Source organism: Pseudomonas sp. H26/SER47-MNA-CIBAN-0231 (genome assembly GCF_040310465.1).
Lineage (GTDB): Bacteria > Pseudomonadota > Gammaproteobacteria > Pseudomonadales > Pseudomonadaceae > Aquipseudomonas > Aquipseudomonas atacamensis.
This window is the reverse complement of record NZ_JBEOPW010000014.1, coordinates 120300-145771: the sequence shown is the minus strand read 5'-3', so window position 1 is coordinate 145771 and position 25472 is coordinate 120300. Positions and strand designations below refer to the sequence as shown.

Below are 25472 nucleotides of genomic sequence, written 5' to 3'. Positions count from 1 at the left end.
CGCAACGTGGCGATGTTGGCGACAGCTCGCCACGGTTTCCTGGCTAACCATCATGCGACGGCGATAGCGAAGTCATTTCGCAACTCCACAACTGCAAAAACGGCTGGCTGATACTAGCCGGCCCAACCCATCGGCTGACCAATTCGCACTTGCCATCCATGCATAACTGGTAATCGCCGGCCTGCGGGGTTCGGCCCAATTGCAGTGGTTGCAGCGGCGGCAAGTGGCGTCGGAAATGCCAACTGCCGTTCTCCAGTCGGGCATCGTCGGGTATCTCCATGCCAGCGCCGTTGCCGCGAACCCTGGCCTGCTCAAGAACCAGCCCTTGGGCCGTGACGCGGTAGTCCTCCTCCCAACGGATCTTTTCGATGCTGTGGTTCCATGCCAGGGTGAAGTTCGCTACCGGCAATTGTGCCCAAATGCTGCCGGCCAGACCCAGGCACAAGCCGATCATGCATTGGCCGCAGCGGCGCGCCGCGAGCGCCAGAGGTGTTGCACGATGACCAGAATCGCGAGTGCGAAGCCGATTTCATCGGTCACCGGCAGTGCCACGATCAGCAGGGCGCCGGCGCCGAGACTGAGCGCCCGTTCCCAGATCAGCATTTTCTGTTGCAGAAAACCGGTCGACGCCATGCCCCAGAGACCAACCGCCAGAAGAGTCTTGATCAGCATGTAGGCAGTCGCCCACAAGTTGTCGCCTTGCAGCATCAGTGCCGGGTTGTAGACCGCCATGAACGGGATGACGAAACCCGCCAGCGCAATGCGCACCGCCCACAGGCTGATCTTGAAGCCGCTTTCCTTGGCGATCGGCGCGGCGGCAAAACAGGCGAGGGCGACCGGGGGGGTCAGGTCGGCGAGGATGCCGAAGTAGAACACGAACATGTGCGACACGATCAGTGGCACGCCCAGCTCCAGCAGGGCGGGCGCGGCGATCGAGCTGGTGATGATGTAGTTGGGAATGGTCGGAATGCCCATCCCCAGCACCAGGCAGGTAATCATCGTCAGGATCAGCGACAGCAGCAGGTTGTCGCGGCCAATGGCGAGAATGTAGCCAGCGAACGTCGAAGCGACGCCGGTGAGCGAAACGATGCCGATAATGACGCCGACCAGTGCGCAGGCGATGCCCACCGGTACCGCGTGGCGGGCGCCCTCGACCAGCGCGTGCAGGCAGATCAGCAGCGTGTCGCGACCGCCCTTGATGAAAGCGCAGACCAGCACCAGGACGGCAATGACCGCAAAAATCACCGCGATGCCGAGCTGGAAAAAACCTGTGCAGAGCACGCCCAGGGCAATCCAGAACGCACAGCGCAGGCCAAAGCTGTGCACCCGGAAAATAATCGCCGAGCCGAGGATCACGATGGCGGTCAATGCCAGGCCGACCATGCCCGAGAACAGCGGTGTGCGCCCGGAAAACAGCAGGTAAACCAGAACCAGCAGAGGAATCAGCAAATACCAGCGGGCTTTCACCGCGCCCCATGCGCTCGGGCATTGGTCTTTGGGCAAGCCCTTGAGGTTGGAGCGCTTGGCTTCCAGATGGACCATCCAGAATACCGAGCCGAAATACAACAGGGCCGGTATCAGCGCCGCCTTGGCGATTTCGACGAAGGGCACATTGATGGTTTCAGCCATGATGAAGGCGACCGCGCCCATCACCGGAGGCATGATCTGGCTGCCCATGCTGGAGGTGGCTTCCACGCCGCCGGCGAACGCGGCGCGATAGCCAAAGCGCTTCATCAGCGGAATGGTGAATTGCCCGGTCGTCACGACGTTGGCGATCCCGGAGCCGGTGATCGTCCCCATCAGCGCCGACGAGGCCACGGCCACTTTCGCCGGGCCTCCCAGCTTGTGCCCGAACAAGCCCATGGCGAAGTCGGTAAACAGCTTGATCATGCCGGCTTGCTCAAGAAACGCGCCAAACAGGATGAACAGGAAAATGTAGGTCGCCGACACATAGGTCGGCGTGCCGTACAGCCCTTCGGTGCCGAACGACAGTTGATTGATGATCTGGTCGAAACCGTAGCCGCGATGGGCCAGTTCGCCGGGCAGGTATTCCCCGAACAGGCCGTACGCCAGGAACAACCCGCAAATCACCGGCAGCGCGATGCCCATCACCCGTCGCGCGGCTTCGAAGACCAGGGCAATCAATACGATGCCGATCATCAGGTCGGCCGAGGTGAGGTCACCGGAACGCTGGATCAGATCGGCCTCGAACACCCATTGATACAGCGCGGTAGCGATAGCGGCCAGGCTCAGCAGCCAGGCCAGCGGTTGCCACGGACGGTCTGTGCCGTGTGCCGGATAACTGAGAAACACCACCCACAGCAGGAAACCGACGTGCACCGCACGCAGCACCTGGCTGGAGAGAGGAGAGAAGGCTGCGGTGATGATCTGGAAAATCGAGAACAGCAACGCTACGTAAAACAGGGTTTTCGGCCAGTCCCGTGGGTTCGCGGAAATACCGTGATGCTCGTCACTCATTGCCTGCCTTCCTCATCACCACGCAAAGGAATCGACGCTGCAGTGGCCGTTACGCCACTGCGCACAAGCGCTTATAAAGCGCCTTTTTCCTTGTAGTAGCGCTCGGCCCCGGGGTGCAGCGCGATCGGCAGGTTTTTCGCAGCCGCTTCCAGCTTGATGTCCTTGGCCGCCGAATGGGAGTTACCCAAGCGCCCCAGGTTGTCGAACAGCAGGCGGGTCATGTCATAGACGACGTCATCCGGCAGGTCGGCGCGGGTCACCAGAATATTGGTGATTGCCACGGTGGGCACGGCTTCGGCCTGTCCGTCGTAGGTGTTGGCCGGGATCATTGCGCTCTGGTAGGCCGGATTGCCGATTTTTGCCACCACTTCACTCGGGATAGCCACGTAGTTCAGCGGCATCACCGACGACAGGTCACGAATGGCGGCCATGCCCAGTCCCGACGATTGCAGGGTGGCATCCAGTTGTCGGTTCTTGATCAGTTCCACCGATTCGGCAAACGGCAGATATTGCACCTTGCCCATGTCCTCGTAGGTCAGGCCGGCCGCTTTGAATATCGCCCGCGCATTCAATTCGGTGCCGGATTTTGGGGCGCCGACCGAGATGGTCTTGCCCTTGAGATCGGCGAGGCTTTTGATCCCCGACTCTTTGCTGGCGACGATTTGAATGTAATTGGGATAGGCACCGCCCAAGGCGCGCAACTTGGTCAGCGGTGTTTTGAAGCCTGCGTCTTCCACGCCGTTTTTGGCGTCGGCCACTGAGTCGCCCAAAGCCAGGGCCAATTCGCCGCGACCGGCCTGTAGCAGGTTGAGGTTTTCTACCGACGCTTTGGTGGCCTGCACCGATGTCTTCGAGCCGGCAATACCGTCGCTGTAGATTTGCGACAGACCGACCCCGATCGGGTAGTAAACCCCACTGGTTCCGCCGGTGAGAATATTGATGAACACGGGCGCGGCCTGCGCAGCACTGCTAAGGGTCAGCGTGGCGGCGGCCAGCAGGGCAAAGCGTGTTTTGACTCGCATGGGGGCACTTCTCCGTCTTGTTATGGTTTTAAGCAGAGTGATTGCACTCTAGTCGATCCCGGCTGAACGTGATCGCTACATCAGTTCATCCCCAGCCAGTTCGGTAGCACCAGTGAGATCCACGGTACGTAAGTAATCAGGATCAGGAACAGCAGCAGAATCATCAACCACGGCATCGCGGCTTTGACTGTGGCGGGCAAGGACATGCCGGTCACCGCCGAGGTCACGAACAGGTTCAGGCCCACCGGTGGCGTGATCAGGCCGATCTCAAGGTTGACCACCATGATGATGCCGAGGTGAATCGGATCGATGCCCAGTTTCATCGCGATGGGAAAGAGGATGGGCGCCAGGATCAGGATGATCGCTGACGGTTCCATGAACGCGCCGGCAATCAACAGCACAATGTTGACCATCAGCAGAAACGTCACCGGCGTCAGCCCGGCTTCGATCACCCAGGCAGTAATTTGTTGAGGTAACTGTTCGGTGGTCAGCACGTGGGCGAACAGCATGGCGTTGGCAATGATGAACATCAGCATGATGCTCAGCTTGGCCGAGTCGAGCAGAACCTTGGGTGTCTCGCGAAAGGTCAGATCCTTGTAGACGAACAAGGCGATGAAGGCCGAATAGACGGCTGCCACCGCGGCAGCTTCGGTCGGGGTGAACATGCCCGAATAGATGCCGCCGAGGATGATCACCATCAGCAACAGGCCCCATATTGCCTTGCGTGCCGTACTCAGAAACTCGCGAAGCGTCGCACGCGGCAAGGCGGGGAGATTTTTCTTCACCGCGACGATGTAGATCGCCACCATCAATGCGGTGCCCAGCAGCAGGCCAGGCACCACGCCGGCCATGAACAGCTTGCCCACGGAGGTTTCTGTAGCGGCGGCGTAAACCACCATCACAATCGACGGCGGGATCAGGATGCCCAGCGTACCGGCGTTGCAGATGATCCCTGCGCCGAACGCTTGCGGATAGCCGGAACGGACCATCCCGGCAATCGCAATCGAGCCCACCGCAGCGACCGTGGCGGGACTTGAACCGGAGAGGGCGGCAAACAGCATGCAGGCCAGCACCGCCGCGATGGCCAGGCCGCCGCGAATATGCCCGACACAGGCGTTGGCGAAGTCGATCAGCCGGCGGGCGACGCCGCCGGTGGTCATGAAGGCCCCGGCCAGCAGGAAAAACGGAATGGCCAGCAGCGTGTAGTGTTCCGAGGTCTCGAACAGTTTGATCGCCAGCGAGCGCACCGAGTCGGGACTGAAGAAAATGATTGTCAGGGAGCCGGCCAGGCCCAGTGAGATGGCGATCGGCACGCCGATGAACATCAAGGCGAACAAGGCCACGAACAGGAAGGCGATGGTCATGGCTTGTCATCCTCGTGTTCGGCAAGTTTCAGCGCGTCGGCCGCTTCATCGGCCAGCCCGAGGCCGGTCTGACGGTTGAGCAGGATGCGCAGGAGAATTTCAGCGAAGCGGATGAACACCAGCGCGAAGCCCAGCGGCACGATCAACCCGATATGCCACTGCATGACGCCGAAATGGCCGAGATCCTCGGCACCGATACCGGCGTTCATCAAGGTTTCGATCCATTCGAAGCTGGCGACGGCGAGCAGCCCCGCGTAGGCCAGACAGCACAGGCAGGCGAGGATGCCGATGTAACGCTGTACCGATCTGCGCGCCAGTTTGACCAGTGCGTCGACACCGATATGCCCGGCGGTGCGCACGCCATAAGCCAGGCCGAAAAAAATCAGCCAGCCGAACAGCGCTTTGGTCAGGGCAGTGCTCCAGGTCATGGCCTGCGCCATGCCCATGATCTGATCGCCAACGGCGAACAGCGGAACACTGGCCGCCGGCCAATGATCGGCGAGCCAGTAAAACAGACTGTAGAAATTGTTGAGGATCACGTAGACAAACGTGACGAGGGTCATGGCCGCAAGAAGGAAGACGATGAAGCCTTCCTCGAAGTGTTCCCAGATTCGCCGAAGCGCTTTCATGGATGGCATCTCACGTCGAGTGAAGACGGGCAGGCGCCGACGCAGCGGCGCCTGCCTTGCGATTATTGCGCCTGGTTTGCGGCTTCGGCGGCAGAGATCAGCTCAGCGCCGATTTCGCCTTCGAATTTCTTCCACACCGGTTTCATCGCATCGCGCCATTGCGCACGTTCTTCTGGCGTGAGGGTGATGATTTCCGTGGTTTTGGCGGCAAGAATGCGCTGCTTGTCACCCTCGTTCAGTTGCTGGGCTTCCTTGTTCACGTGGGTGGTGACTTCCATGACGATCTTGTCCAGTTCGCTGCGCACATCGGGTGGCAGGCCGTTCCAGAATTTGGTGTTGGTGATCAGCATGTAGTCCAGTACACCGTGGTTGGATTCGGTGATGTACTTCTGCACTTCATGCATCTTCTGGCTGTAGATGTTCGAGTAAGGATTCTCTGCGCCGTTGACCACACCGGTCTGCAGACCTTGGTATACCTCGGCAAAACTCATCTTGCGCGGATTGGCCCGCACCGCCTTGAACTGCTCCTCCAGCACCGCCGAGGCCTGCACCCGGAACTTCAGGCCGCGCGCATCCGCCGGTACACGCAGTGGTTTGTTGGCCGACAGTTGTTTCATGCCGTTGTGCCAATAAGCCAGGCCGGTGATGTTTTTGCTTTCCATGGATTTGAGCAGGCCCTGACCTTGCGGGCTCAGTTGAAAGCGGTCGACAGCGTTGATGTCGTTGAAGAGGAAGGGCAGGTCGAACAGCTGCACGGTCTTGGTGTACTGCTCGAACTTGGCCAGCGACGGCGCAATCATCTGCACATCGCCGAGCAACAGCGCTTCCATTTCCTTGCCGTCACCAAAGAGCGAGGAGTTGGGATACACCTCGACCTTGACCTTGCCCGGCAAGCGTTCCTCGACCAGTTTCTTGAACAGCAACGCACCTTGCCCCTTGGGCGTCTGGTCAGCGACCACATGCGAGAACTTGATGATCACCGGGTCTGCCGCCATGGCCGGGTTCATGCTGCTTACCGCCAAAGCGCAGGCAAGTGCGCTGAACAGAGATCTGAGCATCTGGGTGATTCCTCTTGTTTTTATTGTGATGACCGCTCGACGCGCTGAACGCGTTCAAGTGCCGAGACATGTTCAAGTCTAGGCAGAAATATCTGATTTGCCGGGGAATTGGCGAGAAAGGGTAAAACACCAACGAAAGGTCGAACTCTGATCCGCGCATTGAGCTCTGGCATGATGCATCCAGCCGAGCGAGCTCCCTTCAATGTTTCACCGCATTCTCGATGACCTGATCCCATGGCGGCGTGGCGGGGAACAGTTCAAGCAGGAACGCCGTGAACGCTTTGACATTCGGGCTACCGCGACGGCTCTCCGGCCACAGCGCGGTAATGGCGAAGCGTTCGACGGTGAACTGTGGCAGCACCGGGACCAGTTCGCCCCGACGAACATACGCCGCCGCGACGTAGTGCGGCGAAATACCGATGCCGCCGCCGGCAGCCAGCACCGCCGCGACCGCATCGCTGGCATCAACGGTGAAGGCCGCGTCGGGTGCCAGTTCCAACTGTCTGTCTCCGGCCAGATACGGCCAGCGCAAAGTCTGCCCGGTGCTTTGATAGCGGAAATTCACGCACTCGTGCTCGGCGAGATCCTCGGCCGTAAGCGGAGTACCCTTGCGCTGCAAATAGTCCGGCGAGGCAAACGCACCGATTCGATGTGGCCCAAGCGGCCGAGAGATGAGACGTGAGTCGGCAAGATTGCCAACCCGAACCGCGACATCAATGCCTTGCTCGATGAGGTCGGCATATTGATCGCCGAGCCGCAGATCGACCGTCACATTTGGATATTGCTCGCGAAACCTCGGCAGGGCTGGCGCGAGGATATTCAATCCGATGGGCAACGGCGCTGTGACTTTCAATACCCCCGAAGGCTCGGCGCGGGAGGCGACGGCGGCCTGATCGATGTCTTCGACTTCGCGCAGAATCCGCAGCGCCCGTTCGTAAAGATCACGGCCTTCCGGGGTGAGTACCAGCGAGCGGGTGGTGCGGGTAAACAGCATAAGCCCGAAATGCTCTTCGAGTCGTTGCACGCTTTTACTGATGGCCGACGGCGACACCGACAATGCTCGAGCGGCAGCCGTGTAGCTGCCCAGCGAAGCCGCGCGTGAAAAGGCGATAAGCCCGGTTAAACGATCCAATCCAATTTGTGCCTTCATGGCACTAGTAAAGCGACTTTCGGCCCAATTATCAATGTGGCTTCCAAACCGTAGTCTTTGCCCATCGAACGCCATTCAGGTGTTCCAGACGGAGACTCAGCATGAACATCAGCCAAAACCTGCCATCCACACTCAACGACAAAACCGTGGTCATTTTCGGCGGCACTTCCGGCATTGGCCTTGCCGCTGCGGTGCAAGCGAAAGCCGCCGGCGCCAAGGTCATCGTCATCGGTTCGAACGCCGCACGTGCCGAGCAGGCCGCCAGCGAACATGGGCTCGATGGCTGGCGCGCGGCCGACGTGACTGATAGCCAGGCTCTCGAAACTGCCCTGGCCGATATCCCTAAGGTCGATCACCTCGTTCTGCTCGCCGGCTCGTTTGTGGCTGGCACCGTGCTCGCGGCTGATCTCGATTATCTGCACCGCGCGTTCGATGAACGCATCTGGGCATCGATCAATGCGATTCGGGTTCTTGGCGACAGGCTGGCAAGAGACGGCTCGATCACGTTTATCTCCGGCTCTCTGGCTGATCGCCCGAATGCCTACGGCACCGCCGTGCTCGCCGCCGCCTCGGCAGCGATGGAAGCACTGGCTCGCGGTCTGGCTCTGGAATTGGCACCCGTGCGGGTCAACACGCTGTCGCCCGGCCCGATTAACACCCCGATTCTCGGCAAGGCACTGGGCGAGGGGCGTGATGCGTTCGTCGCTTCTCTTGAGCAGGTGCTGCCCCTGCATCGCCTCGGCACAGCCGCAGAGGCGGGTGCGGCAGCGGTGTTCCTGATGAGCAACACCTTCATGAACGGCGCCGTACTAAACATCGACGGCGGCGCACGCCTGGTTTGACCCACCCCACTTTTTTGAGAGCCTGAACATGACATCGTTATTCGATTCCCTGCGCCTCGGCGCGCTCGATTTGCCCAACCGTATCCTGATGGCGCCGATGACCCGGGCGCGCGGTACCCGTGAGCACGTCCCGACCGAGATGATGGTCGAGTATTACCGCCAGCGCGCCAGCGCCGGCCTGATCATTTCCGAAGCGATCGGCATCAGCCAGCAAGGTCTGGGCTGGCCGTACGCGACGGGCATCTGGTCGGCCGAACAGGTCGCCGGCTGGCGTAAGGTCACCGACGCAGTGCATGGCGCTGGTGGCCGGATCATCGCGCAGCTGTGGCACATGGGCCGGGTCGTGCACCCGAGTTTCCTTGGCGGCGGCCAGCCGGTTTCCGCATCGGTCACCACCGCGCCGGGGCAGGCGCATACGTATGCAGGCAAGCAGCCGTATACCCCGGCGCGCGCGTTACCCCTGGAAGAAATCCCTGCATTGCTGGAAGATTTCCGTCAAGCCACTCGCAACGCAATCGAGGCCGGTTTCGATGGCGTGCAGATCCACGCCGCCAACGGCTATCTGATCGACCAGTTCCTGCGTGACAGTGACAACTTCCGCAGCGATGCCTATGGCGGCTCGATCGACAACCGTATCCGCTTGCTCAAAGACGTGACCGAGGCGGTTGCTGGCGTCATCGGCGCCGACCGCACCGGCGTGCGCTTGACCCCAAGCAGCTATGAACAGGGCATCCGCGACAGTGATCCCGAAACACTGTTCATCCGCGCCGCCGAAGTGCTGTCATTGATCGGCATTGCTCATCTGGAAGTCCGCGAACCGCCGCTGGACGGCACCTTCGGCAAGTCCGAACGACCACCGCTGGCCGGGGCGATCCGCGAAGTGTTCAAAGGCGTGCTGATCCTCAATTCGGATTACGGTTTCGCCAGGGCTCAAGCGCAACTGGATGCCGGATTCGCCGATGCGATTGCGTTTGGACGGCCGTTTATTGCCAATCCAGATTTGCCGCTGCGATTCGCTCGGCAGTTGCCATTGGTGGAAAGCGAAATGAGCACGTGGTTCAGCCAGGGCAGGGAAGGGTATGTGGATTATCCGGGGCTGGATGGCATTTGAATTGAGCGTCAGTGCCAGTCGCCAAGGCAGTGCATGCCTTGGCGCGCTGGTCCGAAGGGGGGCTGACGTCTGCGCTGACAGACCTCAGCCCCTATCTCCGGGTATGGAAAGCAGATCTGCTCTGCTCAGTCAGACTCCCGTTGCCTTGATCAACAGCGAACCGCGCCGGCGCATGAGGGCGTAGTAAGCGCACGCAGGGCACAGCAAGCCAACGGCCCACGCCAGGTCGATGCCTTGCAGGCTGGTGGCAACAGGCCCGACGTACATCGAGGTGTTCATGAACGGAATTTCCAGAGCAATGGTGCAAAGGAATACTGCGATTGCTGTCCAGTTCACCCGACCGTAGATGCCTGCCGGATCGAAGATGTCGGCAATCCGGTAAACGCCTTTGCGCAGCGCGTAGTAATCGACAAGATTGATCGCCGTCCAGGGGATCAGAAAGTAGCTCATGAAAAAGATGAAATTCAGGAAGAACTGTAGAAAGTCGTCCTGCGCCAGAGTGCATAAACCGGTAGCGGTCGTGCAGATGATCAGCAGGAATCCCGCACGTACAGACGGGGTGATTTTGAGCGCAGAGAAAGGCTCGATCATCGTGACCGTCGACATGAAAGCGCCATACAGGTTGAACACGTTGATGGCGATCTGGCCGTAAAGCACGAATGCCACCATCAGCAGGGTGCCTCCTCCGAGCAGGCCTATCAGATGCAGCCCGACGTTATCGGAGAACCCCACCATGCCCTTGGCCAGTACGGCGCCTAACAACATCATCCAGCTTCCACCGATCACGGTACCGGCATAGCTGTACCAGAACACTTGGCGGGTGGATGTGGCGCTCGGCAAATAGCGAGAGTAGTCCGCCACGTAAGGTGCGTAGGACAATTGCCAAGTGACCGCGATGCTGACGGAGGCGAGGAAGCTGACCAGATTGAAACCCTGCGCGGTCCATTGGCCGGTCTCTATCGGCAGCGCGAGGGCGAGCAGGGTGGCGATGCCGAACACCGCAATCGAAATCAGCGAAAGCAGCTTCTGCACGCGATGAATCAATTGGTAGCCGAACAGCGCGACCAGGAAGCATGCCGCGCCCAGCAGAGCGATGTTGCCAGCGGTGCTCAACGGGCTCAGGTCGCTCACCGCCTGAGCAGCCAACAGCGTGTTGCTGACGAAAAAGCCCAAGTAAATAAGCATGACGAACAGCAGCGGGACGATGGCGCCGAAAACCCCGAATTGTGCCCGGCTCTGGATCATCTGCGGAATACCCAGTCTCGGCCCCTGCGCGGAGTGCGAAGCCATGAAGATTGCACCAATCAGCGAACCGATAAGAATCGATAGCGCACTCCAGAAAAGATTGAGTCCCAGGCTGATGGGCAACACTCCAGCCGCTACCGTGGTGATGTTGGCGTTGGCACCAAACCAGACGAAGAACAGGGAACGTGGCCGACCGTGACGCTCGCTCTCTGGGATAAAGTCGATGCTGCGTTTTTCAACTTTCATGTCTGTTCTCCGTTCAGCAGGCGTCGACGAGGCGGCGTTGAAAGCGCGCTACGACTTGTGGGAATTCATCTGGCTGGAAGGCGAGGTGATCGGGTTCTGCGGTTCGAAGCGATGTTGCCGGCTCGTTGTTCCAGCGTCTCGACAATTGCTCGGTGGTGAAGAGCTCCAGCCCGTACAGCCAGTTGGAAAGGATGAACAGTGCCGAGTAATGCGCTCCCTCTGTAGTCGCACTACAGGCGTCAGCGACAAGGCTGATCTGGAAGTCGTGCTGATAGGCGTCGAACAGACTGCTCATGACACACACATCCGTCAGCACGCCGATGACCACCAGGTGCTTGATGCCTCGGCGGTTGAGCATCTGAGCCAAACGGGTGCCGTGGAAGGCGCTGTAGCGGCGTTTATCGATGACGACGTCAGCGTCTCGAGGCGCCAGGGCGTCAATGATCTCGATCGCTGATGTGCCGGTGCGGTAAGTCGTTGGCCTGCCTTGGTCGTCTACCGGTTCGCCCAGCGCCAGATCGCGGCCCGGAGCGTCGTTGACATGGCGGGTATAGAAAATCGGGATATGCAACTGGCGAGCGCGATCGATCAGGGACGCGGCGTTATCGACCACTTGATCGAAGCGTTCGAGCGGGAAGCCATCTTCCTTTTGCATATCGATCACAAGCAAGGCGGTGTCTTGGTTCATCAGGTTTGTTCCGGATGCAGAGCGCCGGGCGAGCCGGAGGGACTCACCTGGAAACTCGGTAATGACGGTGCGCAGCGATTCGCCAAGGCGGAAACTGCGAGAGATCGAGAGAGACTCTCGTGGGGAGGTGTTACCTGACTATCTGCCAGAAACCGTTTTGCTTCGCGCTCACGCAGGATGGCAGCCGCGGCAGCACGATGGAGGACGAAGAGCGGAATCGACGGAGATAACGCGCCATGGCTGCACACGGCAACGCACACGCCGCGCTTGAAGAGCGGGTGTGAGCGTCGCCGAATTGTGCGGAGGATACAGGCATGGCCATAGACCTTGAGCGCGATATGCACTGGAGGAGCAAGATACGGGCCAAGCTGTGCAAGGCCTTCGAAGCCATTGAGCCAGAGCGGACCAAGCGTTTGAAACAGCGTTTTTTGGTATCTGGTATTCCATAATATTGTGTTACGTAGCGTAGCAGCGGCTTGCGTTCTTGCTCCCTTTTGAAGCAGATCCCTCCAGGTTTGCCGCGATCAACGCCGCGCCGTGCGCGTACTCACATCCACCCAGACCGCCAACACCAGAATGCTGCCCTTGACGATCATCTGCCAGTAGCTATCCACGTCGAGCATGGACATGCCGTTATCGAGGCTGGTGATCACCAGCGCGCCGAGGAGGGCGCCGTAGACGGTGCCGGAGCCGCCGCGCATGGAGGTGCCGCCGATGAAGCAGGCGGCGATGGCGTCGAGTTCGCCCATGCTGCCGGCGGACGGTGAGCCGGCGGCGAGGCGTGCGGTGTTGACCACGCCGGCGAGGGCGCACATCACGCCCATGATGCCGAAGATCCACAGCTTGACCGCTTGCACATTGATGCCGGACAGGCGCGTGGCTTCCATGTTGCTGCCGACCGAATAGACCCGGCGGCCGAACACGGTCTGGCTGGTGACGTAGCTGAACACACCGAGCAGAATCAGCAACAGCAGCACCGGCACGGGAATGCCGTCATAGCTGTTGAGGGTCTGGACGAAACCGGCCAGCACCGCGCCGATCACCAGCACGCGCACAACATCACGCACCAGCGAATGCGCCGCCAGGCCATGCAGGGCGCGGTTGCGGCGCTGTCTCCAGGTCAGAAAAATCGTCAGCACGAACAGCACAATCCCCAAACCAGTGCCGATCGCGTGGGGCAGATAACCCTGGCCGACGTAGACCAGTTCCGGCGAAACCGGGGCGATGGTGGTGCCGCCGGTGATCCCCAGCAAAATGCCGCGAAACGCCAACATGCCGCCCAGGCCGACGATAAAGGACGGTATGCGCAAGTACGCCGCCATGTAGCCGTTGGCGAGGCCGATCATCAGGCCGCACAGGGCGACCAGACTGAGATTCGCCAGCAGCGGAATGTGGTAGACCACGTCGAGTATCGCCGCGAGGCCACCGAGCAGGCCGAGCAATGAGCCCACCGACAAATCGATCTCGCCGCTGATGATCACCAGCACCATGCCGCAGGCGAGGATTCCGGTGATCGACATCTGCCGCAGCAGGTTGGAGAGGTTGCGCGGGGTGAGGAAGCCGCCCTCGGTCTGCCAGCTGAAGAACAGCCAGATCAGCACCACGGCAAATACCAGCGCGAGCATCTTGTAGCGGGTGAACAGTTGTTTGACCTGATTCATTTACGCGGTTTTCCGATCATTATTGTTATGGCTGCCGGGCTGGCTGAGGGCGGCGGCGAGTACCTGTTCCTGGGTCAGCTCATGGTTGACGAAGTCGCCGCGCAACTGGCCTTCGCCGATCACCAATACGCGGTCGGAGACGCCGAGTACTTCGGCCAGTTCCGACGAAACCATGATGATCGACACCCCTTCGGCGGCCAGCGCGCCCATCAACTTGTAGATCTCGTACTTGGCGCCGACATCCACGCCTCGGGTCGGCTCGTCGAGAATCAGTACGCGCGGTTTCGCCAGCAGCATTTTCGCCAGCACGGCTTTCTGCTGATTGCCGCCAGACAGGCTGGTGATCGGCAGGGACGGACTTGCGGTCTTCAGATGCAGACGGGAGATTTCCCGGTCGATGCAGCCCAGTTCGGCTTCGGCATCGATGCGGGTCATTTTCGAATAGCTCTCGAGCACGGCGAGGGTGATGTTCTGACCGATACCGAGATCCGGAATGATGCCTTGGCGCTTGCGGTCTTCGGGCACCAGGCACAGGCCGGCGCGGATCGCTTTCAGCGGCGTGCGCGTGTCGATTGGCTGGCCGTCCAGCCAGACTTCGCCCTCGTGGCGGCCGGGGTAAGCGCCGAACAGTGCGGTGACCAGCTCGGTGCGGCCGGCCCCGACCAGCCCGGCAATGCCAAGTATCTCGCCGCGCTTGAGGCTGAAGGAGATGTCGTCGACCCTTTTGCGCTTGGGGTTGTCGACGTCGTAGCAAGTAATGTGGCGCGCTTCGAAAATCACCTCGCCAATCTCGTGCGGCTCGCTGGGATAAAGGTTGCTCATTTCGCGGCCGACCATCTGCGTGATGATCTGTGGAATGTCCATGTCGGCCATGGCGGTGGTGGCGATGTGTTTGCCGTCGCGGATCACCGAAATGGTGTCGCACACGGCGGCGACTTCATCGAGTTTGTGCGAGATGTAGACGCAGGCGACGCCCTTGGCTTTGAGGTCGCGGATGATGTCGAGCAGCACTTCGATTTCCGAGCGGCTCAGGGCCGAGGAGGGTTCGTCGAGAATCAGCAGACGCGCCTGTTTGTTCAGGGCCTTGGCGATTTCCACCAGTTGCTGATAACCGCCGCCGTACTGCGAAACCGGCAGCGACACGTTCATGTCCGGCACTTTCAATTCACGCATCAAGGCTTCGGCGCGGTGGATCATCGCCGGGTAGTTCATGCGCCCGCCGGGCAGCGTCAGCTCATGGCCCATGAAGATGTTTTCCGCCACCGACAGATCCGGAACCAGGGTCAGTTCCTGATGGATGATGACGATGCCGGCGGCCTCGGTTTCGCTGATCGATTGCGCCCGGAGCGGTTGCCCGTCCCAGAGGATTTCACCGTCCCAGGTGCCATGGGGATAGACCGCCGAAAGGATCTTCATCAGCGTCGACTTGCCGGCGCCATTCTCGCCGCACAGGCCCACGCATTCACCGGGCCGGACCTTGATGTCGATGCCGTTGAGCGCTTTGACACCGCCGAAGGTTTTGACGATGCCGTTCATTTGCAGCAGATAGTCGGACATGGAAAAGGCTCGTATACCAGGGACATGAACACCAAAGAGCCCTTGTGGGAGCGAGCTTGCTCGCGAAAGCGTCAGTTCAAGCAATGCATCGCTGACTGATACACCGCCTTCGCGAGCAAGCTCGCTCCCACAGGGTTCTTTGCATAACCAGAGATTTGGGCTCTGGTTATTTCCCGGCAATCTGCGCCTTGGTGTAGAAGCCGTCCTGCTCGAGCAAGTCGATGTTGTCCTTGGTCAACGGCGTTGGCGTGAGCAAGATGGTGTCGACCTTTTTGCTGCCGTTGTCGTACTGCGAGGTGTAGGCGGGTTTCTCGTTGCGTGCCAGTTGCACCGAGAGCTTGGCCGCTTCCGAGGCGATGAGTTTCAGCGGTTTGTACACGGTCATGGTTTGCGTGCCGGCGATCACGCGTTTGACCGCTGCGAGGTCGGCGTCCTGACCGGAAATCGGCACCTTGCCGGCCAGTTGCTGCGCGGCCAATGCCTGGATGGCGCCGCCTGCGGTGGCGTCGTTGGAGGCGACGATGCCGTCGATTTTGTTGTTGTTACGGGTCAGGGCGTTTTCGACGATGCTCAGCGCTTCGGTCGGGTTCCATTCCTTGACCCACTGCTGGCCAACGATCTTGATGTCGCCCTTGTCGATGGCCGGTTGCAGCACCTTCATCTGGCCTTCACGGAGGATCTTGGCGTTGTTGTCGGTGGGCGCGCCACCCAGCAAGAAGTAATTACCCTTGGGCGCCGCTTTCAGCACGCCGCCGGCCTGCATTTCGCCGACCTTTTCGTTATCGAAGGAGATATAGGCGTCGACATCGGCGTTGAGAATCAGCCGGTCGTAAGACACCACTTTGATCCCGGCTTTCTTCGCCTCGGCCACGGCGTTGGTCAGCACTGTCGCGTTGAACGGCACGATGACGATCACGTCGACGCCGCGAGAGATGAGGTTTTCGATCTGGGAAATCTGCTTCTGCTCGTTGGCGTCCGCCGATTGCACGAAGACTTTGGCGTCCATTTTTTCCGCCGCCGCGACGAAGTAATCGCGGTCGCGCGACCAGCGTTCCAGACGCAGATCGTCAATGGAGAAACCGATTTTCGGGTGGGTGGCGTCGGCCATTACCGGCAGGGCCAACAACGCCAGGGCACTGGCCAACAGCGTACGTTTCAAGTTCTTCATGGTGGTGCGTCCTTTTATTTTTGTTGGAAAGACACGGCCTGACGATGAATCGGGCTGGTAGAACTGTAGAGAATCTGCCGACGCAGCAGGCACAGAATTGTCGTGCAATTGTCACAGCGTCGTTGCGTCGGCAGAGGGTCTCGGCGATCAGCGATAGAGATAGCGGTTGACGATGTTTTCGAGCATTTCCTGACGGCCACTGACGGCTTGCGGGTTCAGCTCGTTGGTAAACGCGTGCTCGGCCAGCGACTCGAGATTGAAGTCGCCCGCCATCACCGCTTGCCCGAACGGCTGACGCCAGCCGGCGTAGCGTTGATCCTTGAGCACTTGCAGTTGATCGTTCTCAACCATCGCGGCGGCGCGTTCCAGCGACAGGGCAAGAACATCCATGGCGCCGACGTGGCCGTGGAACAGGTCGATCTCGTCGAGGCTCTGCCGGCGCACCTTGGAGTCGAAGTTGAAACCGCCATTCTTGAAACCGCCGGCCTTGAGGATTTCATAGGTCGCCAGGGTCATTTCTTCGACGCTGTTGGGGAACTGGTCGGTGTCCCAGCCGTTCTGCGGATCGCCACGGTTGGCGTCGATGCTGCCGAAAATTCCCAGCGAGGCGGCGGTGGCGATTTCGTGATGAAAGCTATGGCCGGCCAGGGTCGCGTGGTTGGCCTCGATGTTGACCTTGATTTCCTTCTCCAGGCCGTACTGCTGGAGGAAGCCGAATACCGTAGCGCTGTCGTAATCGTACTGGTGCTTGGTCGGCTCCTGCGGCTTGGGTTCGATCAGCAGGTCACCGGTGAAACCGATCTTGTGCTTGTGCTCGACCACCATGCGCATGAAGCGCCCGAGTTGTTCGCGCTCACGTTTCAGGTCGGTATTGAGCAGGGTTTCGTAGCCTTCGCGACCGCCCCATAGCACGTAGTTGGAGCCCTTGAGCCGATGGGTTGCGTTCATTGCGCTGAACACTTGCGCGGCGGCGCAGGCGAACACTTCCGGATCGGGATTGCTCGCAGCGCCGGCGGCAAAACGCGGATTGCTGAAGCAGTTGGCGGTGCCCCAGAGCAGCTTGATGCCGCTTTGTTCCTGGTGCTGTTCGAGGCGATCGACCATTTGTGCGAAGTGTTCGCGGTACTCCTTCAGCGAATTGCCTTCGGGGGCGACGTCCGTGTCGTGAAAGCAGTAGTAATCGATGCCCAGTTTGCTGAAGAACTCGAATGCGGCTTGAGCCTTGCCGATGGCCAGTTCCATCGGTTCGCCACTGCGTTGCCAGGGGCGTTTGAAGGTGCCGGCACCGAACACGTCGGAGCCCGGCCAGACAAAGGTGTGCCAGTAGCAGGCGGCCATGCGCAGGTGTTCGCGCATGGGTTTGCCGAGGATCAGTTTGTCGGCGTCGTAGTGACGGAATGCGAGGGGCGAATCACTGTTCGGGCCTTCGTAGCGAACCGGCTCGATATTGGGGAAGTACTGCATGGACCTTGTCCTTGTTGTTCTTGGCGGTGTCTCGATACTAGCAACGCCCCCGTGCCCGCTGATTATGAAAAGCCTCAACTGCGAGTGCGATTTTGCGTATTGAGCTTCAGCGCTCGCAGGCCTAGTCTGTGTCCATCGTCGCCGCGACGAAGCGACCCGGAACAGCCTAAAAACAATGAAAAGCCTACCGCCCGTGCACCGCATCGCCCTGTTGTTCAACGGCAGCAAGATCTACGACCGTGGCATCATCAGCGGCATTGGCAACTACCTGAGCAGCACCCGCGCTTCCTGGGACCTGTTTCTGGAAGAGGATTTTCTCTGCCGCTTGAAAGGCATCGAGCGCTGGCAGGGCGACGGGATCATTGCCGACTTCGACGATCCGCTGATTGGCGAGGCGCTGGCCGACATTCATTTGCCGGTGGTGGCGGTGGGCGGTTCCTACGAGGATGCACGCGCTTATCCAAAAGCGATTCCCTACGTTGCCACTGACAACAACGCATTGATCACCCTGGCTTACTCGCATCTGGTCGAGGCGGGGTTGCAGCGCTTTGCCTGTTTCAGCCTGCCGGAAGCGCAGGCCAATCGCTGGGCGCAGGAGCGGGAAAAAGCCTTTCGCAAACTGATGCAGCGCGACGGCCTGCACGCCGAGATCTATCGCGGCATGGGCACCAGCGCGCCGCTGTGGGACAGCGCCGTCGAGCAACTGATCGCCTGGCTGCACAGCCTGCCCAAACCGATCGGCATTATCGCCGTCAGCGACGCCCGTGCCCGGCAGTTGCTGCAAGCCTGCCTGACCGCCGGCATCGCCGTGCCGGAGCAGGTCGCGCTGATCGGCATCGACAACGACCCGCTGACCCGCAGCCTGACGCGTGTACCGCTGAGTTCGGTGATTCAGGGCACCGAAACCATGGGCCGCACCGCCGCGCAATTGCTGCACCAGATGCTCCACGGCATGCCGTCCACCGGCACGCAGATTCTGATTCCGCCTGATGCGGTCAATGTGCAGGTATCGAGCTTGCATCAACCGCTGGGCAATCCCTACGTCATGCAAGCGCTGCTGTTCATCCGCCAATATGCCTGCCAAGGCATCAAGACCGCGCAAGTGGCGGCCTATGTCGGCGTGTCGCGCTCATCGCTGGAAGCGCATTTCCGCGCTGAGCGCGGTTGCAGCGTGCATGATGAGATTCTGCGTTTCAAACTGGCGGCGGCTACCAGCGGTTTGAAGAACACCGATGCGGCGATTGCCGATATTGCCCAGGCCTGCGGCTTCAAGTCTGCGCAATATCTGCACACGGTGTTCCGTCGCGAGTTCGGCTGCACGCCCCGCGAGTATCAGCAGGGCGGCGCATAGCGCTGCGAAGACTTACGCCAGCGCAGCGGCACTGGCTCTGGAGCGCCAGGCGAACGTCAGCACCATCAGCAGGCCCAGACCAGCCATCGCCGCGCCGGCCAGGGAAATCGCCGGATAACCCAGCCCGGCATTGATCACCGCGCCACCCAGCGCCGCGCCGATCGCGTTGCCGAAATTGAACGCGCCGATGTTCACCGCCGAAGCGAGATTCGGCGCGTCCTTGGCGGCTTCCATCACGCGCATCTGCAGCGGCGGCACCAGAGCGAAGCTGGCGATACCCCAGATCAGAATGGCCACCGCGGCCGGCAGCGGCCAGCGCATCAGCACAGTGAATGCGAGCAAAACCACAATCAATGCGCTCAGCGACACGATCAGGGTGCGGTCGATCGAACGGTCGGCAGCCTTGCCACCCCACATATTGCCCAGGGTCAAACCGATTCCGAACAACACCAGCATGGCGGTGATGAACGCGGCGGAGGCGTGGGTCTCGCTGCTGAGGATCGGCGCGATGTAAGTGAACACCGTGAACATCGCACTTGAGCCAACCACGGTCAGGGCCAGCGCGGCCAGTACCGGACCTCGGCCCAATACCCGTATTTCCGCCAGCGCACCCGCGCCTTGCTCTGCTTTCAGATTGGGCAGGGCGAACCACAAGGCGATCATGGTCAGCACGCCGAGGCCGGTAATGCCCCAGAACGCGGTGCGCCAGCCAAACAGTTCACCAAACCAGGCTGCCAGCGGCACACCGCCGATAGTCGCCAACGTCAGGCCCATGAACATTGCCGCCACGGCGCCGGCGCGTTTTTCCGGCGCGACCACGCTGGCGGCGACCACGGAGCCGACCCCAAAGAATGCGCCGTGATTGAGCGAGGTGATCACCCTGGCGACCATCAGGCTGTAGTAGTCGGTAGCCAGCGCCGACATCAGGTTACCCAGGGTGAAAATCGCCATCAGCCCGATCAGCAGATAGCGCCGGGGGATCTTGCCAGTGGTCAGAGTCATCAGCGGCGCGCCGAGCAGAACGCCCAAGGCGTAGGCACTGACCAACAACCCCGCAGCTGGAATGGAAACGCCGAGATCGGCGGCGATGCCGGGCAACATGCCCATCGGCGCGAACTCGGTGACGCCGATGCCAAAGGCGCCGACGGCGAGTGCAACAAGTGGTGGATTGATACGCATGGAAAGTCTCCTCATCTATGCCGCCAATGCTACGATCCATCGTTTTCAGGCGGTAGATGGCGATTTTGGCAATCACCTTTGCGTAAGAGGCACGAATGGACTTCAACGGCAGATCAGGGGAAATGAGCGTGTTCGTCACCGTGGCGCAGGAGGGCAGCCTCTCAGCGGCTGCGCGCGCGTTGGGGCTGACGCCTTCGGCGGTCAGTCGGATCATCGCCCGCGCCGAACAGCGACTCGGCACTCGTCTGTTGCTGCGCACGACCCGCGCGCTGACGTTTACCGCCGAGGGCGAGGCCTTCCTGCGCGGTGCCCGGCGGATTCTCGCCGACATGGACGAGGTCGAAGGGGCCATCACCGATCAAGGCGTACCCAAGGGCCGCTTGCGTGTCAGTGCCGCCCTTGGCCATGGACGGCTGACCATTGTGCCGCTGGTCGCAGCCTTCACCGCCCGTTACCCGAACATCGTCGTCGACCTCAGCCTCGGCGACGAAGTCGTCGACATCCTCGCCGGCCAGGCGGACGTCGCGATCCGCTTCGGCCATCTGCCCGACAGCCCGTTGACCGCACGCCGACTCGGCCACACCGGCCAAGTCGTGGTCGCATCGTCCGACTATCTGAAACGTCACGGCACACCTCTCGAACCGGAAGACCTGCTCAAGCACAACTGCCTGCGCTTCAACTTCCGCCGCGCCGAAGCCAACTGGCCGTTCATCCGCGACGGCAAGGAGTTCTCGCTGAAAGTCAGCGGCAACATCGAATGCAGCAGCGGCGAAGCACTGGCCCAGTTCGCCAGACTCGGCGCAGGCGTTGCACGGATTGGCGAGTTCACCGTCAGGGAAGACTTGCAGCGCGGCACGCTGATCCCGCTGCTCCAAGCTTTTAACCCGGGCGATGAGGAACCGATTCATGCGGTGTTCGTCGGCGGCGCGGCGATGCCGGTGCGGGTGCGCTTGTTTGTGGATTTTTTGCTGGAGCAGCATCGGATGTAAGCGTGCCGGTCGGATTCAGCGAGTCATCCTTGACCCGCAGGCTGGCGGCTAGATTGTCGGGATGGTCCCGCCGTCGATAACAAATTCACTTCCTGTGATCGAAGCCGCTCGCGGCGACGCCACAAACCCGATCAGCTCAGCCACTTCAGCTGGCGTCGATGGGCGGCCGAGCGGGATACCGCCCAAGGCTTGCATGATGATGTCCTTGCCACCCTGATAGTCAGTGCCTGCCTCCTGCGCGAGTCGCTCGGCGAATGCCACCGACGCTTCGGTTTCAACCCAGCCCGGCGATACCCGCACGACGCGAACCCCCTTGGGTGACACTTCTTTCGACAGGCTTTTGCTGTAGGTTGACAGCGCAGCCTTGGCCGCCGCGTACGCCGTCGTTGATTCCGGCAGTGGCAGCCGACTCTGGATGGATGTGACATGGATCACCACGCCATTACGACGCTCGAGCATGTCCGGCAGCAGGGCGCGATCAAGGCGCACCGCCGGCAGCAGATTCAGGTTGAGCTCGCGTTGCCACTGCTCCTCGTCCAGCGCTGCAAAACCACCACCGGGGGCCGACGAGCCACCCAGGACATGGATCACTATGTCGACGCCGCCCAGTTGCTGTTCGACCGCAGCGATGAGTGCATCACAACCTTCCCGTGTCGAAAGATCAGCCGCAACCAGCAGTGCGCCCGGCATTTCGACGTCCACTTGCCGAGCCGAAGTGATGACCTTTGCCTCCTCGGCGAGGAACCACTCGACCACTGCTTTGCCGATTCCCTTGGTGCCGCCAGTGACGAGCACCCGTTTGCCAGTCAATCCTGAATTCAGCATGGCGAGATCTCCAGCGCTCGGAACTGATGGATCGCGTCGTAGATTTTGTTCGCATTGTTAACCGTGACATACGTCTGCACGAAGGCGGGAAGTTGAAGGTTCATTGGCTGACTCCTGATTGATTAACTGGAGTCATCTTGCTGGGCCGCAGATAGTTTGTTCAACTGGGACAAACCTTAATGACCTATCCCGAAAATAAGGACAATCCATGGTTCAGGATCGCTTGGCCCTCAATGAACTGGACGCTGTCATAGCCGTGGCGCGAAGGGGGTCGTTTCGCCAGGCCGCCATTGATCTCGACGTCTCCACCACCGCGCTGAGCAACACCATTGCGCAACTGGAAGCGCGCCTCGAATCGCGACTGTTCAACCGCACGACCCGTAGCGTCGCCATCACCGAAGCGGGGAGAGTGTTTCTCGAACAGGTGGGGCCAGCCTTGCAGGATTTGCGTGCGGCACTCGATGCAGTGCGCTCGCAAAACGCCGGACCCTCGGGCACGTTGCGCATCAACGCCTTCGCCAGCGCTGCGCGTTCGGCGCTGCTGCCACTGGTGATCGAGTTTTTGCAGCAGCATCCGAAAGTCCACATTGACCTTGTGACCGAAGGCCGGCTGGTGGATATCGTGGCTGACGGCTTCGATTTCGGCGTGCGCTCGGCAGGCCTGGTGCCCAACGATGTGATTGTGGTGCCTGTCGGCCCGCCGCAACGTTACGCGGTGGTCGGTTCGCCGGGGTATTTTGCACAACATGGCAAACCGCGCACGCCGTCCGAGCTGCTCGGGCATCAATGTATCCGTGTGCGACTACCGAACGGGGCGATTTTCCCCTGGTATTTCGAGCGGGACGGAGAAGTTACCCGTCTTGATGTGAACGGTCCGCTTACGCTGGATGAATCGAGCGTGGTCAAGGTCGCGGTGCAGGCGGGCATGGGGCTGGGCTTTTTCATGGAGCAGGACGTTCGTGACGAAATCCGCACCGGCGAGTTCGTACAGGTACTCAAGGACTGGACGCCGCCCCGAGACAGGTTGTGCCTGTACTACCCGAACCGCCGCAATCCCTCTGCGGCCGCCAGGGCATTCATTGAGTTGGCGCGCGCCAGTCAGGCTTGACCCCGGCACGGTATTCAGGCGATCAAGCCCATCGTCAGCCCCTTCAGAGTGGCGGCTGCACGGGTCGAGCATTGCAATTTGCGAAAGATGCTTTCCATGTGCGTGCGTACCGTGCTCGGACTGATAGCCAACAGTTGCGCGACTTGTTTGTTGCTGGCGCCACGGCTGATCTCCAGAAGAATGCGGCACTCACGGGCTGTCAGCAGCGAAGGCTTGGGTTGCCGCAGGCGGCGCTCGCCACTGGCGGCGGCGATGACCGCTTCGCAGACATCGTTGTCGAACAGGCCACGGCCAGCATCCTGTCTGAGTAGCGTGGCTGCTGCGGCTTCGTCGTGGGCTGTTCGCCATGGCCGGGCTTGCCTCAACGCTACCCAGGCGACCGAGGTGGCGAACAGCCGATGTTCGGCATTCAGTGCATCACCCGCCACGCCGCGAAAATAGCCGCTGCCATCGAGCCGTTCATAAGCGTGGGTGGCTATCTCGGCGGGCGCGGCCAATTCCGCTACCGGTCGGAGCGCCTGTTGCGTCCAGTAAGGCACCAGGCGCACTCGCTCTGCCGCACCGTAGGGCAGCGGCCCTGGGCTATTCCAAAGATGATTGGAAACGGCTGCGCGGCCGAGACCGTAAATCAGCGCGGACTTGCCAATGTCTGTCAGCGTCGGCTCACCCAGCCCCCACAGGCGCGCAGCTTCCACGGCGACATGGGCGACCTGACGCGAATGCCCGGCTAGCCAAGGCAGCTTCAAGTCAATGACGTCTCCGACCAAAGTCAGTGAGACATGACGCTGCTCAGGCGCGGCTTCAACTTTTGTGCAAAGCGTTTCCAGATCAGCCAGCCAGGCCTTGGCATTGGCCACCAGCAACGACACCAGCGATGCGGGATAGCGCCGATCCGACTGCTCGCTGATCCAGCGCAGCGCCGCGTCCAGGCCATGGGCGCGGGTGAGAATGTCCAGATCACCGGCCATGACCACCTGATAGGCGACTTCCGGGATATGTTCATGCGCCACGCCGAGCGGTCGGCCAGTGCCGTCGTAGGTTTCGAACACCCGACACAGGCCCGCTTCGACGGCGGTTCCGAGCTGGAGGGTTTTGGCGATTGCACCGGACACTTCACAGTGCACCACGGCCAGCGGGGTTGCCTGATGCACCGCGTTCATCTGCTCACTGCCCAGGGTCAGATCGAGCATTGCGCGGCGACCATCGACGTCGTCGCCCAGCAGGTCGGCAAAGCCTTCGGCGTTGGCCGTGCACCCAGACCAGCGCAGCAAGGCAATCTGCTCTGCAACCTGCAAATGCTCACCGGCGCCGTGGCATGCCTGCGCGAGCATCCGCGCCAAAGCGGCAACGCGCCGGGAGTGACCGAGCGGTTGCCCCATGCTGAGGTCGCCGACCTGGGCGATGGTTGCCAGTGCGCCGTCCAGTGAGATGTCCAGTTGCAAGCCACTATCCATGAAAAATGCCCCGGGGTCGGATAATTGACCGATGCCCACATCGCAGTCCGGCCAGCACACTCTGAACTCCCGAACAGGAGCTCATCCAATGAAAACAATCAAATCGAAATTCGCCACCGTCGCCTTTGCCCTGGCCAGTACCTTCATGGCCGGCGCCAGCCATGCGCAGGATACAACGCCTTCGGTGGTAATCGTACACGGCGCCTTCGCCGACGGTTCCGACTGGGCCAAAGTGGTGCCACTGCTGCAAGCCCAAGGCGTGGCCGTTACCGTTGTGCAAAATCCGCTCACCTCGCTGGCCGATGACGTTGCCGCCACGCGCCGCGCGCTGAACAACCAGCAGGGCAAGGTGGTGCTGGTCGGTCACTCGTGGGGCGGCACGGTGATTACCGAAGCCGGTAACGACCAGAAAGTCAGCGCGCTGGTGTATGTCGCCGCCTTCGCGCCAGACGCCGGGCAAACCAGTGGCGAACAGGGCAAAGGTGCGCCGACGCCGCCGGGCATCAGTCAGATCAAGGCCGACGGTAACGGCTTCCTCTATCTCACCGCTGAAGGCATGGCCAAGGACTTCGCTCAGGATCTGCCGGCCGCGCAGACCGCCGTCATGACCGCCACGCAAGGGCCGATCAAGGCCTCGGCTTTCGAAGATAAAACCACCGTTTCGTCCTGGAAAACCAAGCCGTCCTGGTACCTGCTCGCTACCGAAGACCGGATGATTCATCCCGACGTCCAGCGTTCTGCCGCCAAGCGTATCGGTGCGAGCCTTGCAGAGGTGCACGCCAGCCATGTCCCGCAGCAGTCGCAGCCGGCCGAGGTCGCCGCAGTGATTCTCAAGGCCGTGCACAGCGTTGCTGAACAGTGATCGCGCCATCGAAGGGGAGCG

The 25472-nt window shown here is 60.9% G+C and carries 22 protein-coding genes; 6 read left to right on the top strand and 16 right to left on the bottom strand.

All coding sequences use genetic code 11. The features are described 5' to 3' along the window. Positions 1-43: 43 nt before the first annotated feature. The 7 genes from AAEZ10_RS20220 to AAEZ10_RS20190 form a co-directional block, all read right to left on the bottom strand. The gene (locus AAEZ10_RS20220; RefSeq protein ID WP_110599135.1) at positions 44-454 is read right to left on the bottom strand and encodes a DUF1850 domain-containing protein; all 411 of its coding nucleotides are present in this window, start codon (positions 452-454) and stop codon (positions 44-46) included. After that, positions 451-2478, bottom strand: coding sequence for a TRAP transporter permease (locus AAEZ10_RS20215; RefSeq protein ID WP_350570704.1), 2028 nt, complete (start codon positions 2476-2478; stop codon positions 451-453). The genes AAEZ10_RS20220 and AAEZ10_RS20215 overlap by 4 nt, the downstream gene beginning before the upstream one ends. 71 nt (positions 2479-2549) lie before the next feature. Continuing rightward, positions 2550-3500 carry a TAXI family TRAP transporter solute-binding subunit gene (locus AAEZ10_RS20210; protein WP_110645770.1) on the bottom strand — a complete coding sequence of 317 codons (951 nt, stop codon included), beginning with the start codon at positions 3498-3500 and terminating at the stop codon, positions 2550-2552. An 80-nt stretch (positions 3501-3580) separates the two neighbouring features. Beyond that, positions 3581-4864, bottom strand: a complete 1284-nt coding sequence (gene dctM, locus AAEZ10_RS20205) for a C4-dicarboxylate TRAP transporter large permease protein DctM (protein ID WP_071171931.1) — start codon at positions 4862-4864, stop codon at positions 3581-3583. Then, positions 4861-5493: a TRAP transporter small permease gene (locus tag AAEZ10_RS20200; protein WP_024012587.1), complete on the bottom strand. Its 633-nt coding sequence runs from the start codon at positions 5491-5493 to the stop codon at positions 4861-4863. Before AAEZ10_RS20200 ends, dctM begins: the two co-directional genes overlap by 4 nt. 62 nt (positions 5494-5555) lie before the next feature. Further along, positions 5556-6551 (bottom strand): C4-dicarboxylate TRAP substrate-binding protein DctP, encoded by a 996-nt coding sequence (gene dctP / locus AAEZ10_RS20195; RefSeq protein WP_502947699.1) that lies wholly within the window; start codon positions 6549-6551, stop codon positions 5556-5558. Positions 6552-6750: 199 nt separating this feature from the next. After that, positions 6751-7776, bottom strand: coding sequence for a LysR family transcriptional regulator (locus tag AAEZ10_RS20190; protein ID WP_350570701.1), 1026 nt, complete (start codon positions 7774-7776; stop codon positions 6751-6753). A gap of 26 nt (positions 7777-7802) precedes the next feature. On the opposite strand from AAEZ10_RS20190, the gene AAEZ10_RS20185 reads away from it, so the two are divergent. Together AAEZ10_RS20185 and AAEZ10_RS20180 are read left to right on the top strand one after the other, a co-directional pair. Next, the gene (locus AAEZ10_RS20185; RefSeq protein ID WP_110645769.1) at positions 7803-8543 is read left to right on the top strand and encodes an SDR family oxidoreductase; all 741 of its coding nucleotides are present in this window, start codon (positions 7803-7805) and stop codon (positions 8541-8543) included. Between the two features lie 28 nt (positions 8544-8571). Continuing rightward, positions 8572-9654, top strand: a complete 1083-nt coding sequence (locus tag AAEZ10_RS20180; protein ID WP_350570699.1) for an alkene reductase — start codon at positions 8572-8574, stop codon at positions 9652-9654. Positions 9655-9783: 129 nt separating this feature from the next. On the opposite strand, the gene AAEZ10_RS20175 is transcribed toward AAEZ10_RS20180, so the two are convergent. The 6 genes from AAEZ10_RS20175 to xylA form a co-directional block, all read right to left on the bottom strand. After that, a complete protein-coding gene (locus tag AAEZ10_RS20175) occupies positions 9784-11145 on the bottom strand; it encodes a purine-cytosine permease family protein (protein WP_350570697.1) in 1362 nt (453 codons plus the stop codon). A gap of 13 nt (positions 11146-11158) precedes the next feature. Continuing rightward, positions 11159-11833: a cysteine hydrolase family protein gene (locus AAEZ10_RS20170; protein WP_151550634.1), complete on the bottom strand. Its 675-nt coding sequence runs from the start codon at positions 11831-11833 to the stop codon at positions 11159-11161. Positions 11834-12357: 524 nt separating this feature from the next. Continuing rightward, a complete protein-coding gene (locus AAEZ10_RS20165) occupies positions 12358-13494 on the bottom strand; it encodes a sugar ABC transporter permease (protein ID WP_071171937.1) in 1137 nt (378 codons plus the stop codon). After that, entirely contained in the window at positions 13495-15051 is a 1557-nt protein-coding gene (xylG, locus tag AAEZ10_RS20160) for a D-xylose ABC transporter ATP-binding protein (protein ID WP_350570695.1), read from the bottom strand. A 166-nt stretch (positions 15052-15217) separates the two neighbouring features. Beyond that, positions 15218-16219 (bottom strand): D-xylose ABC transporter substrate-binding protein, encoded by a 1002-nt coding sequence (gene xylF / locus AAEZ10_RS20155; RefSeq protein WP_110645764.1) that lies wholly within the window; start codon positions 16217-16219, stop codon positions 15218-15220. A 147-nt stretch (positions 16220-16366) separates the two neighbouring features. Further along, positions 16367-17683, bottom strand: coding sequence for a xylose isomerase (gene xylA / locus AAEZ10_RS20150; RefSeq protein WP_110599155.1), 1317 nt, complete (start codon positions 17681-17683; stop codon positions 16367-16369). Between the two features lie 175 nt (positions 17684-17858). Between xylA and AAEZ10_RS20145 the strand changes: the two genes are divergently transcribed. Next, on the top strand, positions 17859-19034 hold the full coding sequence (locus AAEZ10_RS20145; protein WP_016774329.1) for a XylR family transcriptional regulator: 1176 nt from the start codon (positions 17859-17861) through the stop codon (positions 19032-19034). Between the two features lie 12 nt (positions 19035-19046). On the opposite strand, the gene AAEZ10_RS20140 is transcribed toward AAEZ10_RS20145, so the two are convergent. Then, the gene (locus AAEZ10_RS20140; RefSeq protein WP_016774330.1) at positions 19047-20213 is read right to left on the bottom strand and encodes an MFS transporter; all 1167 of its coding nucleotides are present in this window, start codon (positions 20211-20213) and stop codon (positions 19047-19049) included. A gap of 95 nt (positions 20214-20308) precedes the next feature. Here AAEZ10_RS20140 and AAEZ10_RS20135 point away from each other — a divergent pair, with 95 nt between their 5' ends. Then, positions 20309-21202 (top strand): LysR family transcriptional regulator, encoded by an 894-nt coding sequence (locus tag AAEZ10_RS20135; protein WP_130930042.1) that lies wholly within the window; start codon positions 20309-20311, stop codon positions 21200-21202. Positions 21203-21250: 48 nt separating this feature from the next. Here AAEZ10_RS20135 and AAEZ10_RS20130 read toward each other — a convergent pair whose 3' ends face one another. Further along, the gene (locus tag AAEZ10_RS20130; RefSeq protein WP_350570691.1) at positions 21251-22027 is read right to left on the bottom strand and encodes an SDR family oxidoreductase; all 777 of its coding nucleotides are present in this window, start codon (positions 22025-22027) and stop codon (positions 21251-21253) included. A gap of 208 nt (positions 22028-22235) precedes the next feature. Between AAEZ10_RS20130 and AAEZ10_RS20125 the strand changes: the two genes are divergently transcribed. Beyond that, the gene (locus AAEZ10_RS20125) at positions 22236-23135 is read left to right on the top strand and encodes a LysR family transcriptional regulator (protein ID WP_110645760.1); all 900 of its coding nucleotides are present in this window, start codon (positions 22236-22238) and stop codon (positions 23133-23135) included. A 14-nt stretch (positions 23136-23149) separates the two neighbouring features. Here AAEZ10_RS20125 and AAEZ10_RS20120 read toward each other — a convergent pair whose 3' ends face one another. Further along, positions 23150-24589 (bottom strand): HD domain-containing phosphohydrolase, encoded by a 1440-nt coding sequence (locus tag AAEZ10_RS20120; protein WP_350570689.1) that lies wholly within the window; start codon positions 24587-24589, stop codon positions 23150-23152. An 88-nt stretch (positions 24590-24677) separates the two neighbouring features. On the opposite strand from AAEZ10_RS20120, the gene AAEZ10_RS20115 reads away from it, so the two are divergent. Further along, the gene (locus AAEZ10_RS20115; protein WP_350570687.1) at positions 24678-25451 is read left to right on the top strand and encodes an alpha/beta fold hydrolase; all 774 of its coding nucleotides are present in this window, start codon (positions 24678-24680) and stop codon (positions 25449-25451) included. Positions 25452-25472 lie beyond the last annotated feature (21 nt).

Coding starts and splice junctions, on each gene's coding strand:
- AAEZ10_RS20220 (WP_110599135.1), bottom strand. CDS start 454: ATGATCGGCTTGTGCCTGGGTCTGGCCGGCAGCATTTGGGCACAATTG.
- AAEZ10_RS20215 (WP_350570704.1), bottom strand. CDS start 2,478: ATGAGTGACGAGCATCACGGTATTTCCGCGAACCCACGGGACTGGCCG.
- AAEZ10_RS20210 (WP_110645770.1), bottom strand. CDS start 3,500: ATGCGAGTCAAAACACGCTTTGCCCTGCTGGCCGCCGCCACGCTGACC.
- dctM (WP_071171931.1), bottom strand. CDS start 4,864: ATGACCATCGCCTTCCTGTTCGTGGCCTTGTTCGCCTTGATGTTCATC.
- AAEZ10_RS20200 (WP_024012587.1), bottom strand. CDS start 5,493: ATGAAAGCGCTTCGGCGAATCTGGGAACACTTCGAGGAAGGCTTCATC.
- dctP (WP_502947699.1), bottom strand. CDS start 6,551: ATGCTCAGATCTCTGTTCAGCGCACTTGCCTGCGCTTTGGCGGTAAGC.
- AAEZ10_RS20190 (WP_350570701.1), bottom strand. CDS start 7,776: ATGGCGTTCGATGGGCAAAGACTACGGTTTGGAAGCCACATTGATAAT.
- AAEZ10_RS20185 (WP_110645769.1), top strand. CDS start 7,803: ATGAACATCAGCCAAAACCTGCCATCCACACTCAACGACAAAACCGTG.
- AAEZ10_RS20180 (WP_350570699.1), top strand. CDS start 8,572: ATGACATCGTTATTCGATTCCCTGCGCCTCGGCGCGCTCGATTTGCCC.
- AAEZ10_RS20175 (WP_350570697.1), bottom strand. CDS start 11,145: ATGAAAGTTGAAAAACGCAGCATCGACTTTATCCCAGAGAGCGAGCGT.
- AAEZ10_RS20170 (WP_151550634.1), bottom strand. CDS start 11,833: ATGAACCAAGACACCGCCTTGCTTGTGATCGATATGCAAAAGGAAGAT.
- AAEZ10_RS20165 (WP_071171937.1), bottom strand. CDS start 13,494: ATGAATCAGGTCAAACAACTGTTCACCCGCTACAAGATGCTCGCGCTG.
- xylG (WP_350570695.1), bottom strand. CDS start 15,051: ATGTCCGACTATCTGCTGCAAATGAACGGCATCGTCAAAACCTTCGGC.
- xylF (WP_110645764.1), bottom strand. CDS start 16,219: ATGAAGAACTTGAAACGTACGCTGTTGGCCAGTGCCCTGGCGTTGTTG.
- xylA (WP_110599155.1), bottom strand. CDS start 17,683: ATGCAGTACTTCCCCAATATCGAGCCGGTTCGCTACGAAGGCCCGAAC.
- AAEZ10_RS20145 (WP_016774329.1), top strand. CDS start 17,859: ATGAAAAGCCTACCGCCCGTGCACCGCATCGCCCTGTTGTTCAACGGC.
- AAEZ10_RS20140 (WP_016774330.1), bottom strand. CDS start 20,213: ATGCGTATCAATCCACCACTTGTTGCACTCGCCGTCGGCGCCTTTGGC.
- AAEZ10_RS20135 (WP_130930042.1), top strand. CDS start 20,309: ATGGACTTCAACGGCAGATCAGGGGAAATGAGCGTGTTCGTCACCGTG.
- AAEZ10_RS20130 (WP_350570691.1), bottom strand. CDS start 22,027: ATGCTGAATTCAGGATTGACTGGCAAACGGGTGCTCGTCACTGGCGGC.
- AAEZ10_RS20125 (WP_110645760.1), top strand. CDS start 22,236: ATGGTTCAGGATCGCTTGGCCCTCAATGAACTGGACGCTGTCATAGCC.
- AAEZ10_RS20120 (WP_350570689.1), bottom strand. CDS start 24,589: ATGGATAGTGGCTTGCAACTGGACATCTCACTGGACGGCGCACTGGCA.
- AAEZ10_RS20115 (WP_350570687.1), top strand. CDS start 24,678: ATGAAAACAATCAAATCGAAATTCGCCACCGTCGCCTTTGCCCTGGCC.